Genomic DNA, 13,847 nt, shown 5'->3' on the forward strand with positions numbered 1-13,847 from the left:
TATCGCCTCCTATTGCTTGTCGTTCATACCGTAGAACTTTTCACTGAAGTAGCGGCGGCTGATTTTACCGGGAATGACCATAAATCCTTTGGCACTCAATTCACCATTCAAACGCTGAATGAGTTTATAGGCGTGTGCCTTGGATACACCAAGGATATTGGCAACTTCTTCTGCGTTCATAAATAATTTGTCTTGCATCTTTCTTGACTCCTTTCTATCTGTTGATTTCATATTCGCATAAATGTTAATGTTCTATACCGACATTATACATTAGCTTTTATGTTAATGTCAAGCAAACTTTCGCGTAATTGTTAATGTTTCTCTTGCGTATTTTTGCTATTCACGATATACTACATTCAAAGGCGGTGACACATTATGACGGTTGGAGAAAAAATTAGGACAATTCGGACCTTTCGTGGTATGACTCAGAAAGAACTTGGATTAGCGGTCGGCTTTCCTGAAAAAGGTGCGGACAATCGAATCGCACAGTACGAAACAGACTATCGCGTACCACGAAAAGAGATATTGGACAAAATTGCGCTTGCGCTGAAGGTCAATCGACTAAACTTTTATTCGGCTTGCCCGGGGGATAGCGCACCGGAAGATTTGATACGAACTCTGTTCTGGTTAGAGGAAAGCGACATTGGTGGTATCCGCCTGTTTCAACTTACACCGAATGAGTTGCCACAAAACTACGATGCGCGTATATCTGCAAGGGAAGATACCTCTGCTCGATACAATCCATCCGATGATTGGCCGCTTCGCCCGCCGATTGCTATGTACTTCAACGCTCTGGTCAATGACTTTATGCGGGAATGGTTGGTGCGGCAGCAGGAGTATCTATCCAAGCAAATCTCCAGAGATGAATACTTTGAATGGAAACTCAACTGGCCGGACACCTGTGATGATTTAGGTAAGGCTACACCGAATATCCAGTGGCGCAAAAATAAATAAGGACAAGCAAAAACCGCCCTGCTGAATTTTGTCGTTCAGCAGGGCGGTTTTACTTGTCCTTTGCAATTATTCTCAGCGATACTGTTCAGACTAACTTAGTATCAAATTAGTATCAGCAGGCAAAGCGACAGGCAAAAAAGCCTGTATTCATGCGGGTTTCGGAGATTTCCGAAATTATTCCCACTCAATCGTAGCCGGCGGCTTACTGGTAATATCATACACAATACGGTTTACGCCGACAACCTCGTTTACGATACGGCTGGAAGCCTTATCAAGCACCTCGTACGGGATGCGCGCCCAGTCAGCGGTCATGAAGTCGCTGGTGGTTACGCCGCGCAACGCGAGTGCGTAATCGTAGGTGCGGCTGTCACCCATAACGCCTACGGTGCGGGTGTTGGTCAGAACAGCAAAATACTGGTTGATCTCCTTGTCCAGACCTGCATTTGCAATCTCCTCGCGGAAGATTGCGTCTGCCTCACGCAGAATGTCGCACTTCTCCTTGGTGATCTCGCCGGTAATACGGATGCCGAGACCCGGACCCGGGAACGGCTGACGCATAACCAGCTGCTCGGACAGGCCCAGCTCAAAGCCGAGCTGACGAACTTCGTCCTTGAACAGCATGCGCAGCGGCTCGATGATCTCCTTGAAGTCCACGAAATCCGGCAGACCGCCTACGTTGTGGTGGCTCTTGATGACAGCGGCATCGTCCTTGCCGGACTCGATCACGTCCGGATAGATAGTGCCCTGTGCCAGATAGTCGATCTTGCCGACCTGCTCACCGATCTGCTTGCCCATCTTCTCAAACGTGCGGATGAACTGTGCGCCGATGGCCTTGCGCTTGTCCTCCGGATCGGTCAGACCCTTGAGAGCGCCGAGGAACGCGTCCTCCTCGTTCATGCGGATCAGGTTGATGTCCCACTTGGAGAAAGCTGCCTCAACCTCATCACCCTCGTTCTTGCGCATCAGACCATGGTCTACGAATACGCAGGTCAGCTGATTGCCGACTGCCTCAGCCAGCAGAGCAGCTGCAACCGAGGAGTCAACGCCGCCGGACAGCGCCAGCAGAACCTTGCCGTCACCGACCTTCTCGCGGATGGCCTTGATGGAGCTGTTCTTGTAGTCACCCATGGTCCAGTCGCCCTTTGCATGGCAGACTTCATACAGGAAGTTCTTCAGCATGAGCGAACCGTTCTCGGTGTGGTTTACCTCCGGATGGTACTGTACGCCGTAAAAGCCGCGCTTCTCGTCAGCGATGGCAGCAGTCGGGCACATATCGGTGTGAGCGACCAGCTCGAAGCCCTCCGGCACCTTTGCCATGTAGTCGCCGTGGCTCATCCAGGAAATTCCCTGCTCCGGCAGACCCTTGAACAGCTTGCAGTCCGTGTTGTAGAAGGTCTCGGTCTTGCCGTACTCGCGCGCGGTGTCCTCCTGCGCTGCAGTTACCTCGCCGCCGAGGGTATGCGCCATAAGCTGGCAGCCGTAGCAGATGCCCAGAACCGGTACGCCCAGCTCGAACAGAGCCGGATCACATTTCGGGGATTTTTCTTCGTAAACGCTGTTCGGACCACCGGTAAAGATGATGCCGATCGGATTGAGCGCCTTGATCTCCTCAATCGAGGTCTTATAGGGCTTGACCTCACAGTAAACATTATGTTCGCGGACGCGTCGTGCAATCAGCTGATTGTACTGACCGCCGAAGTCGAGCACCAGAACAAGCTGATGATTTTCCATCGCCAATCTCCTTTCTGTTTTCCCAATGTATATATAATAGAATTATGCCACATTTCTGCGTTTTCGGCAAGGGCTTTTGCGGAATTTTCCGTTTCCCGACAGGAAGAAAACATACACAGACCGGAATTCTGCCGATCCGGTATAAAATTTAACAGCCGCGTGCATACTTTCCGATAGAAGAAACGACCGGAAAGGGTGAAGGATTTTGAAAAACAGGCAGATTCGCATCATTGCGGTGCTGCTCGCAACCGTGCTCGCCTATGCGGGACTGATCGGCGCTGCCGCCGTAACCGCGCAGGCGGCGGACAATGCACCGGTGGTGCAGCCGGTCACGGCGCAGACCTGCGTGGATATCGCCGTGGAGGCTGAACTGTCCGCGACCGACGCGGATAACGACGTAGTGCTCTATCAACTGACCGAAAAGCCGCGGCTGGGCACAGCGAAGATCGAGGGCAGTACCTTATATTACACACCGGGCCGCAAAGCCGGACGCGACAGCTTCCGCTATACCGCCGTGGATGCCGAGGGAAACACAGCGCAGCCTGCCGCTATCACGATTGAGATTAAAAAGAATAAGACCGGACTCACCTACTCGGACATGGACGGTGATCCGGCGCATTACGCGGCGATCTATCTATCGCAAAAGGGTGTAATGACCGGAGAAACCATCGGCAGCTGTGCGTTTTTCCATCCCAGCCGACCGGTAACACGCAGTGAGTTCATCGCCATGACAGCCGCCGCGGCAGACCTGTCCGTTGAACCGACAGACCAGACCGACTTTGCGGATGACAGCGGACTTTCCGCGTGGGCCAAGCCGTATATCAGCGCCGCAGCCGCAAACGGACTGGTCAGCGGCTACGCGACCGTCTCCGGCGTGAGTGAGATTCGCGGCGAGAAAACCATCACAACGGCCGAGGCAGGCGTGGTGCTCGACCACCTGCTTGACGGCACGCTGAGCGGTGTGCAGTACGCTTGGTCGATGTCTGACCATTCTCCGCAGGATTGGGCACAGCCGGCAATCGCTCGGCTGGAACGCGCCTCCGTACTCACCGCTGCACAGGCACAGAACCCAGAACACCCGCTCGACCGCCGAACGGCGTGCGAAATGCTGTATCGCGCACTGATTTTGCTGGATTCTTGACGAAAATCAGCAGCAGTGTTACAATAGTGCAGGGAGAAGCTCGGACTTCTCCCTGCTTTTTTCTGATTTTGAAAGGACTGTATTCGTTTGCAGCAAATTGATTTTTCTCAGGGCAGCATCCGCCGCAGGATACTTGCGGTGGCCACACCGATGCTCATCGCGCAGTTGCTCAACCTGCTGTATAATATTGTAGACCGCATTTATATCGGCAAAATCCCCGGCGAGGGCACGCTTGCGCTGGCAAGTATCGGCTTGTGCTTCCCCTTTGTGACGCTCATTACCGCGTTTGCCAATCTGTTCGGACTGGGCGGTGCTCCACTGTGCGCGATGGCGCGCGGCAAAGGCAACCGGGAAGGCGCGCAAGGCATCATGGTCAACGCCGGCTTTATGCTGCTGCTGAGCGGTGCCGTGCTGACCGTACTCGGCATCGCGTTTCATCGCCCGCTGCTCTATCTGTTCGGCGCCAGTGAGGTGACGTACCCGTATGCGTCCTCGTACATCGTGATTTACTTGATCGGTACGCTGTGCGTCATGCTGTCGCTCGGTCTCAATCCGTACATCAACTGTCAGGGCTTTGCCCGAACCGGCATGCTTACCGTGGCGCTCGGCGCGGCAGCCAACATCGTGCTCGACCCGATTTTCATTTTCGCACTGCACCTCGGCGTGCGCGGCGCTGCTATCGCGACTGTGCTGTCGCAGCTTCTGTCTGCGGCATGGGTGGTCAAGTTCTTAACCGGCAAAAAAGCCGAGTTAAAGCTGGATTTCCGCGGTTTCCGTCCGGACTGGCACTGTATCCAGCGCATTACCGTGCTCGGCATCGCCAGCTTCGTCATGTCGTTTACGGATATGCTCGTGCAGGTGGCGTGCAATTCCATGCTGCGCGGTTTCGGCGGAGACCTGTACATCAGCGTCATGACCGTACTTAACTCCGTGCGCCAGATTGCACAGACGCCGGTGCTCGCCATCGCGGATGGTGCATCTACCGCCATCAGCTACAACTACGGCGCCGGTCTGTACAAGCGCACCCGAGACGCTATCCGGTTTATGACGCAGATTGCTATCGGGTACACCATGCTTGTCTGGATACTGGTCTCTCTTTTCCCTGCCCTGTTCATACGCATTTTCAATCAGGACGCGGAACTGGTCGCGGCGGCTGTTCCGGCGCTGCACATTTACTTTTTCGGCTTTGTGATGATGGCGTTCCAGTATGCCGGTCAGAGCACGTTCCGCGCGCTGGGCCGGGCGAAATACGCAGTGTTCTTCTCTCTCTTGCGCAAGGCGTTCATTGTTGTGCCCCTGACTTTGCTGCTGCCGTACTGCTGGAATCTCGGCGTGAGCGGCGTATTTGCGGCAGAGCCGGTGTCCAACTGCATCGGCGGTCTGGCGTGCTACTTTACCATGCGGCATGTGGTGATGCCGGAGCTTAAAATGGAGAATTGAAGATAGAGGATGGAGCATGAACTTCAAATTGAATCTCATGCTTATTCCATTTACCGTCCCTCGGACGGCATTCAATTATCTCCCTTCGTGCGACACCATAATTCTCAATTTTCCATTCCGACTCGCTAAGAGCCGCCTGCGGTGGGTGTCTCCATTCTCAATTATTATATAAGTACACTCGAAAAAGGAGTCGGACAAATCCGGCTCCCTTTTCTGCATTGCGAGGGGAAATCAGCAGCACTTTCGCTGGAAGGACTTACAGTCGGTGCACTGATCCATCGTTGGATTAGCCTCATGCGTGCCAACGGTAATGCTGTCCAGCGCACAGTAAGAAGCGGTCGGACAATGGTTTGCGCACTGCTCCACCGTGCAGTGGATAGACTTGTTGCAGCGATCGTTACTCATAGAGAATGACCTCCTTTTGTGATTTCGGTAATATTATCTCACTCGTTTCCACAAATTATACTTTGGAATTGCGGAAATGCTTTCCGTTGTGCTATACTAAAACAAAAAACATTACAATAAAGGTTGTGACATTCATGCAAAAGGGAGATTCCGCGAAGCTCAAGCTGCTGCTGGCAGGCATTTCAGCACGGCTGACCAAAAACCGCGATTTTTTTGTGCAGGCAGACTGCACCCTGGTTTCCGGCAAAAAGAAATTTGACGCAAAGCTGTCCCGCGCGGACGAGGACTACACGCTGCATTTTCAGGGCAGCGACCGCCGCGTAGACGCGGCTGAATTCTGCGCCTTCTTTGCCAAGCAGGCTGAAAAATACGACGAGAGCGTACTCACCTATACCGAGCGCAGCACGGTCGTTACGCTGTCCGTGACGGCACGCGGCGTACAGATGAAGCAGGCCGAGCGCGAAGCGACCGCCGAGGAAAAGGCGGCTGCCGCCAATCCGCTGCTCGACAGCGGCCGGCAGTACCTCATCCGCGTCGATCAGGCGGCGGCGCTGCTGCGCGAGATCGGCATCCTGACCGCAGACGGCAAGCTGAAAAACGACATGATCCGCAAGTACAATCAGATCGACCACTACGTTGAGCTGGTTGCCCCCATGTTTGAGCAGGACGACAGCGACGAGATCGTGCTGCTGGACTGCGCCTGCGGCAAATCCTACCTCAGCTTTGTCATGAATTACTACATCCACGAGGTACTGCATCGCCGCTGCCGTGTCATCGGCGTGGACATCAAGGAGCACGTTATTGACGAGAGCCGTGCGATGGCGAAGCGTCTCGGTTACCACAACATGACATTCATCTGTGCCGATCTGCGAACGTACCAGCCGCCGAAAAACGTCACCGCTGTGATTTCGCTGCACGCGTGCGATATTGCGACCGACCTCGCGCTCGGTACGGCAATCCGCGCCAAGGCGAAATACATCGCGTGCGTGCCGTGCTGCCACAAGGAACTGCTCGATCAGTACACCATGCCCGGACTCGAGCCGCTGACCAAATTCGGCGTATTCAAGGCGCGCTTTAACGATGTGCTGACCGACAGCATGCGTGCGCTCAAACTGGAAGCCGAAGGCTACAAGGTGTCTGTCGTTGAGTATATTTCGCCGCTCGATACCCCGAAAAACCTGCTCATCCGCGCAACGCGCACCGGCAAGGTGAACAACCGCGCGAAAGCCGAGTACGATGCCGTGCGCCGTACGCTCGGCACGACCTCTGAGCTGGACCGCCGGTGCGCGGAACTCGACAACGAGTTTTTCGTCACCGATGAGGACTTGATGGGTTAATTCCCCTGTTTGCGTTTTCCATGTGCATTTCAGACAATCTGCCGGATACGCTCTTGCTCTTTGAGCAAATCTGCATTACAATTTTTGTATGCTCTCACGGAGGTAATGCCTGTGAAACCACCCGACAAAGGCCTGCTGCTCTCGTCGCGTGTGGACTTTACCATTCCGTCTCCGTTTGCGCGGGAGCACCTGTATTATCTCATCCAGTACGGACACTACCCTGGACTGCCGCCTTCCCCACCGGTATTACGTCACCGGGTCGACCGAGCTCCTCTGGTTTCACTTTTCCGGCGGCGAAAGCGCGGCTTATGTCCGGCTGCTGACCGGCATCTGCTTTGATGGGAATCATGAGATTCTCCCGTATTTTGAGCAGATTTTCTACTACGGTGACAAGTAGGTGTACAATGAGCACCGCATTTCGATCGGCATCCAATCCGTGCTGTGCTGTCTTGCCGCGCCGGACACCAAGCCGGATATTCCCGAGGTGATTCGTCCGGCGGTCGAGTATATCGCCGAGCACTTTCAGGAAGAGGTCACGCTCGAAATATTTGCCAATTTGCACCATTTCAGTGTCACGCATCTCATTCGCTGTTTTGCCAGGTACGTCGGCTTCCGTCCGCATGATTATCTGCAGGAGTAGCGTCTGCGTTACGCAAAGGTTTTGCTGACCGGTTCGGCGCTCTCCATCGAGCAGATTGGCTTCAACAGTGCAAGTCACTTTTCCCGCGTATTCCGCAGCCGTGAAAAAATGACGCCGAGCAAATTCCGCTCCATAAACTTCTGATGTTAATTTCTGCATAGAACAGGTTAAGTTCCTGACGTAACTTTATGCAATTTTGTTCTATAATAGAGGTATAAAGTGAGCCACGAAGAACAAAAGGAGGCACAGATCATGGAGAAGAAAACGATTTCGGCAAGTATCATCGGTGCGGGCGGCTTTATCGGTCAGGAGCACCTCAAGCATCGCATCACAGACCTCAGGAACGGTAGAGGCCGTAAACTTTGATATGTAAAATGTAAGGAGTAATTACTTATGCTGAAATTTGGTATGATCGGCGGCGGGCTTGGTTCATACATCGGCAAATTCCACCGCTGGGGCGCTATGCTGGACGATTCCGCCGAGCTGGTCTGCGGCTGCTTCTCCCGCAGCATGGATAAGAACCGCGCGACCGCTGAGGCGTATCACCTGCCTGACACCAGCCGCGTGTATGCGGATTTTCACGAAATGGCAGACAAGGAGTCCACGCGTGAGGACGGTATTGATTTTGTCTCCATCATGACGGCAAACGATACGCATTACGAGATTGCAAAGTGCTTTCTTGAGCATGACATCCACGTTATATGCGACAAGCCGCTTGCGCTCCGCACTGAGGAAGCCGAGGAGCTTGCCCGCATTGCAGAGGAGCGCGGTCTGCTGTTCGGCATAACGTATTCGTACACCGGCTATGCGCTCATCCGTCAGGCGCGTGAGATGATTCGCGCAGGTGTAATCGGTGATATTCTGCACGTCCGCGTGCAGCATCCGGAGGACTGGGTCATTTCCGGTGCGGTTGACGGTAAGGTGGACACCTCGGCATGGCGTTTTCAGCCGAAAAAGGTCGGTTCCTCGCTGTGTGCAAACGATCTCGGCACACATGCAGAGCAGATGGTAACGCAGTTTACCGGTCTGCACGTCAAGCGCGTGCTGGCGATGATGGATACCTATCCGCGTGATCTGCCGCTCGATACCAATGTAAACGTGCTGATGGATTTCGGGGGCGGCGTAACCGGTACGCTCTGGGCATCCCAGATTGCGATTGGACACGAGTGTGACAGCGGCATCTACGTCATCGGCACCGAAGGCTCGCTCGAATGGACCGCGACCGACTGCGACCACCTGATCTACACGCCGCGCAGCCAGCCGAGTCAGCGGCTGTCCGCCGGTGCAGACTATCTGCTCGATGCCAGCACGCGGCTTTCCCGCGTCGGTGCAGGCCATAATGAAGGCTTTATCGAGGCGTTCTCGAATATTTACCGTTCGTTCTGCAATGTGCTCTCCGATCGCAAGGCAGGTCGTGAGAACACAACCGACACCTTTCCGACTGTGGAGGACGGCGTGCTCGGCGTTCGCTTTGTCGATGCCTGTGTGCGCAGCCATAAGGCCGGAGGCGTCTGGATGGACGTATAAAGCAGCCCCCTCCCTCTTTGACGGAAGTCCCCCTGTATTGAAGGTACAGAGGGACTTCTTAATGTAACACCCCGGAAAATCTCCGAATAGATTGATACTGAAGTTGCTTCAATTTTTGTTTGGAGGTAATATACATGGCTGAAAAAGTTTGCTGCCCGGGTCCTATCGGCGGCAATAACGGCAACAGTGCAGGCGGCTTCCGCGAAGCGGTCTGCGTCCACACCAAAAAGGTTTATGACTCCTGCCGCAGCAAGGAGTGCCTGCGTGACATTCGCGTGTATCTCACCCGCGATGCGCAGGAGCTGATCAATGCCGGCGGCATTGCATCTGTGAAGCCGCGTGAAGCGGAACTGCTCTGTGTTTCTATTGATGTTGAGCGGATTCAGTTTAATCGAGGTTTCTACAGCGTTGATATCCGCTTTTTCTACCGCATTGAATGTGAAATCAGCTGCGTAATCGGTCGTCCGCGTATTGTGGACGGTCTGGCGGTATTTGACAAACGCGTTGTACTGTTCGGCGGTGAAGGCGGCGCGCGCATCTTTTCTTCGCAATATATCGAGGACGGCCGCGATGTGCAGCTGCGGCCTGACAGCAACAAGCCGACTGCAGTCGTAGAAGTCGTTGATCCGATCATGCTGGACGCGCGTGTGGTAGCGCCGGAAACCAGCTGCAACTGCTGCTGCTGCGCTCTGCACGAAGTACCCCGTTCAATCTGCTCGTGCTTCGGCGGTGACGATCTCGTGCTCAGCAACGATGGCTATCAGCTGTTCGTAACCCTCGGTCAGTTCTCGATCATCCGGCTTGAGCGCGACATCCAGCTGCTCATGCCCGCTTACGACGTATGTCTGCCGCGGCGCGACTGCTCGAACAGCGGTGTCGGCGGTGAGCAGGACCCGTGCGAGATCTTCTCGAGCTTCGACTTCCCCATCGACGCCTTTTTCCCGCCGCAGAGCGACAAGGCAGGCTGTCTGTTCACCGGCAGTGCCGGCGTAAATGACAATCGCAGCGGCTGCGGCTGCGGCAATAACAATTCCTGCAGCGGCAATAATTCCTGCAGATAATCATCTTTACCCGTTTACGCGCAGCCGGCTGTAAATTCGCCGTTCTGTACGACGGCAAGCCGACGGTTTTCGATTGTCCGTTAAAAATGAAGCCGTCGGCAAATTCGATCTATGACCTGAAGGATGCCACTGCTTCATTCTTCATTCTCGTTAAGAATACAGACGGCGGCTTTCTGATCGGCAGCTTTGCAACCGGTATCTGATTACTGCCGCACAAACCGTTCAATCTGCTGAAAAATTTCTCTATTAGTGCAAAAAGTTCCTCATCAACTGATGAGGAACTTTTCTTGTGCAGCTTTTCGATTCTGAGACTTCACTTAGTACGCGATGCCCCAGACAACCATCTTGTTTGCAGGCTTGCCGCAGACCGGACAGGTATCTGCGATATGCTCCTGCTCGAACGGCATGCAGCGGCTCGGCATACCGGTCTCTTCCTTGACCTTCTCCTCGCAGGCGAGGTCGCCGCACCACATGGACTTGATAAAGCCGGTGTGCTCAGCAAGGATGGACTTCATCTCGTCAAGAGACTTTGCGGTATAGGTATGCGCCTCGCGGTTCTTGAGCGCCTTCTCATACAGCGACTTCTGGATATCCTCCAGCAGTGCCGGAATGGTCTTTTCGAGATCCTCGAACTTAACAACGGTCTTTTCGCGGGTGTCGCGGCGAACCAGTACGCACTGACCCTCAGCGATATCGCGCGGACCAACCTCCAGACGAAGCGGAATGCCCTTCATCTCGTACTCGGCAAACTTCCAACCCGGGGTATTGTCGCTCAGGTCGATCTTGGCACGGATGCCCGCTGCTTTGACCTGCTCGTACAGCTCGGTTGCCTTCTCCTTGACGCCTTCCTTGTGAGCCGCAACCGGAATAACAACCAGCTGGGTCGGAGCGATACGCGGCGGCAGAACCAGACCCTCGTTATCACCGTGCGTCATGATGATCGCGCCGATGATACGGGTAGAAACGCCCCAGGAGGTCTGATACATATACTGCAGGGTGTTGTTCTTATCGGTGTACTGCATGCCGAATGCGCGTGCAAAGCCGTCACCGAAGTAGTGCGAGGTACCGGACTGCAGAGCCTTGCAGTCGTGCATCATAGCCTCGATGGTGTAGGTGTTCTCTGCACCGGCGAAGCGCTCCTTCTCGGTCTTTTCACCCTTGAGCACCGGAATCGCCAGCCACTCCTCGAAGAACTTCGCATAGATGTTCAGCATGCGCAGAGTCTCTTCCATAGCCTCCTCAGCGGTAGCATGAACGGTGTGACCCTCCTGCCACCAGAACTCACGGCTGCGCAGGAACGGACGGGTGGTCTTTTCCCAACGGACAACCGAGCACCACTGGTTGTACAGCTTCGGCAGGTCGCGCCAGGAACGAACGATCTTTGCGTAATGCTCGCAGAACAGCGTCTCCGAAGTCGGACGAACGCACAGACGCTCCTCCAGCTTGTCGTTGCCGCCGTGCGTTACCCATGCACACTCCGGCGCGAAGCCCTCAACGTGGTCGGCTTCCTTCTGCAGCAGGCTTTCCGGAATGAAGATCGGCATTGCTACATTCTCGTGACCGGTCTCCTTGAACATGCCGTCCAGCGTGTGCTGAATGTTCTCCCACAGCGCCTGTGCGTACGGGCGCATGATGATACAGCCCTTTACGGACGAATAATCGGCCATTTCAGCCTTTTTAACAATATCTGTGTACCACTGCGCGAAGTCCACGTCCATAGACGTGATCTCGCTGACCAGCTTTTTCTTTTCTGCCATTATTCTTCACCTTTCTGGTTCGCAATAATCTTATCTATTTTCTCTTGTTCGTTTTCCAGCGCATCGTTGCCCCAGATGTAGAATACATCATCGGTTGCAGACCGGACGGTAATTCTTCCGTCTTTCAACAGGCAGGTATAGTGTCCGCTTCTATGGCCCTCTGTCGGAATAGCGATTGCGAAGCGAACAACACCGCTTTTGACCGTCTTTACCTCGTCGATCAGAATGTCATCGAGTGTTGTAAGCGTGGTCTGCGTTCCGTCCGGCGCGATACGCACGAGCATATCACCCGCCATGTATCCGATACCATCCGAATAGTATTCCGTCCGCTCAGACTTATCGCAGGAAACAGCATAATAGGCCCCATCGGCATCCTGCTTTACGCTGATGACCGGAGAGTCTGTCACCTGCACCAAACGGCCGTTTTCTTCGCGGTACAGCCCGGCTGTGCCCCAGAACAGCGCACCGTCACTGCCGAATATCTGCGGTGCAAAATGCTTGCGCACCTCGGCATCATCCGACTGATACGCATTGGAGATGGTATAGCCGTCTGTCTTTTGACCGTCCCAGTTATACGCCGTCAGCACGGTTTCGTCCGCCGTACATTTCTGCGTAATAATCATGCCGTCCTCGGTCAGTTGGCAGATGCCTGCCGCCACGCCCAACGGCTCCACGCCTGTTTCCGTGAGCTTATAACCGGTCGTCTCGTCCGTGCAGATGATGCAGCCGCGTGCGCTCTGATAAACAGTGCGTGCTGCCTGCTGCTGTGCTTCGGTCAGGGTCAGTTCGGTTTTGACCGTATCGCCGCGTACCGAGCACAGCGAATACGTTTCCGTTTCCTTGTTGAATACCAACAGATAGTCGGTTTCTCCAGCGCTGCCGAGATATTCCACAGAACTTTCTTTCGGCAGCGAGAGCACTTGCGTCAGCGCCATCGTCTTGCTGTCCATGCGGTACAGGATCAAGTCCGACTGCCTCATATCACTCTGTGCATAACGGTCTGTACCGCTGACAGGCTGCACTCCGTCAATCGGACACTGCGCCACTGTCACATCTGCGATCTGGCAGACGCATGGCGAAGCAATCAGGTTCCATTTGCCATCGTACTGGTAATCATTGCCGTAATCACGCGGTAGAACGTCCCATGCCGCATTTTTGAACTGTTCCGCCGTGAAAACGCCGTCGTCGATCAACTTTTCCGCCACACTGCGGTCGCTTTCATCGCCATTTTTCGCGTAGTTCGTACTGAGCAGCCGCGCCAAGAGCGAAACCGCATCTCCGCGGATAAAGCCCTCCTCGTCCGTCTGCCGTACCTCATCGTTATCGACAAAAGCCGTACCCTGATAGCTGTCCGCATCCAAATGTGCCCGGGTCAGAAAAACGCAATACTGGTCGCAGGTGACATTGCGCTGCGAGCCGTACTTTGTCGCGGAAACGCCCTTGGTCAAACCATTCTGATACAGCCAGCCGACGTATTTGTCCGCCCACTGCGGCACATCGGTAAACGGATGCTTCCAGTTTCCTGCCAGCGCGGTCTTTTCTGCGCCAAGCAGACGGGTCAGCATCACCGAGGCCTCTGCGCGGGTCATGGATTTCTCCAGCGCAAAGCCCTTGTCGGTGCCTTTGAACAGTCCGAGATCGTAAAGCATCTGCGCCTGCGCTTCGGTATCGCCGGGATAATTGTTGTTGATCGTACCGACCTGTGCCGCACCGGCGGCACAAGTCAACAGACCTGCCATCAGACACGCGGAAACAAATTTTTTCATGCCGCACCCTCCCTGCATACATGACAAAACTCTATGAACCTTTATTCTATTGTGACGGAGAACGGAATACAGCTTCCGCTCTCCGTTT

At 54.4% G+C, this 13,847-nt stretch carries 12 protein-coding genes; 6 read left to right on the top strand and 6 right to left on the bottom strand.

What is annotated here, in order from left to right:
* Positions 1-9 precede the first annotated feature (9 nt).
* Entirely contained in the window at positions 10-198 is a 189-nt protein-coding gene (locus PG722_RS03950; protein ID WP_270579727.1) for a helix-turn-helix domain-containing protein, read from the bottom strand.
* A gap of 177 nt (positions 199-375) precedes the next feature.
* Here PG722_RS03950 and PG722_RS03955 point away from each other — a divergent pair, with 177 nt between their 5' ends.
* A complete protein-coding gene (locus PG722_RS03955; protein ID WP_270579728.1) occupies positions 376-954 on the top strand; it encodes an XRE family transcriptional regulator in 579 nt (192 codons plus the stop codon).
* Between the two features lie 174 nt (positions 955-1,128).
* On the opposite strand, the gene guaA is transcribed toward PG722_RS03955, so the two are convergent.
* Positions 1,129-2,685 carry a glutamine-hydrolyzing GMP synthase gene (gene guaA, locus PG722_RS03960; protein WP_117491254.1) on the bottom strand — a complete coding sequence of 519 codons (1,557 nt, stop codon included), beginning with the start codon at positions 2,683-2,685 and terminating at the stop codon, positions 1,129-1,131.
* A 205-nt stretch (positions 2,686-2,890) separates the two neighbouring features.
* On the opposite strand from guaA, the gene PG722_RS03965 reads away from it, so the two are divergent.
* Together PG722_RS03965 and PG722_RS03970 are read left to right on the top strand one after the other, a co-directional pair.
* Positions 2,891-3,826 carry an S-layer homology domain-containing protein gene (locus PG722_RS03965; RefSeq protein WP_270579729.1) on the top strand — a complete coding sequence of 312 codons (936 nt, stop codon included), beginning with the start codon at positions 2,891-2,893 and terminating at the stop codon, positions 3,824-3,826.
* A gap of 87 nt (positions 3,827-3,913) precedes the next feature.
* A complete protein-coding gene (locus PG722_RS03970; RefSeq protein ID WP_442867825.1) occupies positions 3,914-5,266 on the top strand; it encodes an MATE family efflux transporter in 1,353 nt (450 codons plus the stop codon).
* 231 nt (positions 5,267-5,497) lie between these two features.
* Here the strand turns inward: PG722_RS03970 and PG722_RS03975 are convergent, their stop codons facing one another.
* A complete protein-coding gene (locus PG722_RS03975) occupies positions 5,498-5,671 on the bottom strand; it encodes a DUF1540 domain-containing protein (RefSeq protein WP_110436834.1) in 174 nt (57 codons plus the stop codon).
* 134 nt (positions 5,672-5,805) lie between these two features.
* Here PG722_RS03975 and PG722_RS03980 point away from each other — a divergent pair, with 134 nt between their 5' ends.
* On the top strand, positions 5,806-7,008 hold the full coding sequence (locus PG722_RS03980; protein WP_270579730.1) for a class I SAM-dependent methyltransferase: 1,203 nt from the start codon (positions 5,806-5,808) through the stop codon (positions 7,006-7,008).
* A 199-nt stretch (positions 7,009-7,207) separates the two neighbouring features.
* Here the strand turns inward: PG722_RS03980 and PG722_RS03985 are convergent, their stop codons facing one another.
* Positions 7,208-7,807 carry a hypothetical protein gene (locus PG722_RS03985; RefSeq protein WP_270579731.1) on the bottom strand — a complete coding sequence of 200 codons (600 nt, stop codon included), beginning with the start codon at positions 7,805-7,807 and terminating at the stop codon, positions 7,208-7,210.
* 234 nt (positions 7,808-8,041) lie between these two features.
* Between PG722_RS03985 and PG722_RS03990 the strand changes: the two genes are divergently transcribed.
* Positions 8,042-9,175, top strand: coding sequence for a Gfo/Idh/MocA family protein (locus tag PG722_RS03990; RefSeq protein ID WP_270579732.1), 1,134 nt, complete (start codon positions 8,042-8,044; stop codon positions 9,173-9,175).
* A gap of 134 nt (positions 9,176-9,309) precedes the next feature.
* A complete protein-coding gene (locus PG722_RS03995) occupies positions 9,310-10,236 on the top strand; it encodes a hypothetical protein (protein ID WP_118285535.1) in 927 nt (308 codons plus the stop codon).
* 317 nt (positions 10,237-10,553) lie between these two features.
* Here PG722_RS03995 and proS read toward each other — a convergent pair whose 3' ends face one another.
* Positions 10,554-11,993: a proline--tRNA ligase gene (gene proS / locus PG722_RS04000; RefSeq protein ID WP_270579733.1), complete on the bottom strand. Its 1,440-nt coding sequence runs from the start codon at positions 11,991-11,993 to the stop codon at positions 10,554-10,556.
* A complete protein-coding gene (locus tag PG722_RS04005) occupies positions 11,993-13,759 on the bottom strand; it encodes an S-layer homology domain-containing protein (RefSeq protein WP_270579734.1) in 1,767 nt (588 codons plus the stop codon). Before PG722_RS04005 ends, proS begins: the two co-directional genes overlap by 1 nt.
* Positions 13,760-13,847 lie beyond the last annotated feature (88 nt).

The organism is Butyricicoccus sp. OF27-2pH9A, assembly GCF_027693185.1.
Classification (GTDB): domain Bacteria; phylum Bacillota; class Clostridia; order Oscillospirales; family Butyricicoccaceae; genus Agathobaculum; species Agathobaculum butyriciproducens.

What these genes read in the sequence shown, in the direction of transcription:
- PG722_RS03950 (WP_270579727.1), bottom strand. Translation starts at nt 198, where the DNA reads ATGCAAGACAAATTATTTATGAACGCAGAAGAAGTTGCCAATATCCTT.
- PG722_RS03955 (WP_270579728.1), top strand. Translation starts at nt 376, where the DNA reads ATGACGGTTGGAGAAAAAATTAGGACAATTCGGACCTTTCGTGGTATG.
- guaA (WP_117491254.1), bottom strand. Translation starts at nt 2,685, where the DNA reads ATGGAAAATCATCAGCTTGTTCTGGTGCTCGACTTCGGCGGTCAGTAC.
- PG722_RS03975 (WP_110436834.1), bottom strand. Translation starts at nt 5,671, where the DNA reads ATGAGTAACGATCGCTGCAACAAGTCTATCCACTGCACGGTGGAGCAG.
- PG722_RS03980 (WP_270579730.1), top strand. Translation starts at nt 5,806, where the DNA reads ATGCAAAAGGGAGATTCCGCGAAGCTCAAGCTGCTGCTGGCAGGCATT.
- PG722_RS03985 (WP_270579731.1), bottom strand. Translation starts at nt 7,807, where the DNA reads ATGCAGAAATTAACATCAGAAGTTTATGGAGCGGAATTTGCTCGGCGT.
- PG722_RS03990 (WP_270579732.1), top strand. Translation starts at nt 8,042, where the DNA reads ATGCTGAAATTTGGTATGATCGGCGGCGGGCTTGGTTCATACATCGGC.
- PG722_RS03995 (WP_118285535.1), top strand. Translation starts at nt 9,310, where the DNA reads ATGGCTGAAAAAGTTTGCTGCCCGGGTCCTATCGGCGGCAATAACGGC.
- proS (WP_270579733.1), bottom strand. Translation starts at nt 11,993, where the DNA reads ATGGCAGAAAAGAAAAAGCTGGTCAGCGAGATCACGTCTATGGACGTG.
- PG722_RS04005 (WP_270579734.1), bottom strand. Translation starts at nt 13,759, where the DNA reads ATGAAAAAATTTGTTTCCGCGTGTCTGATGGCAGGTCTGTTGACTTGT.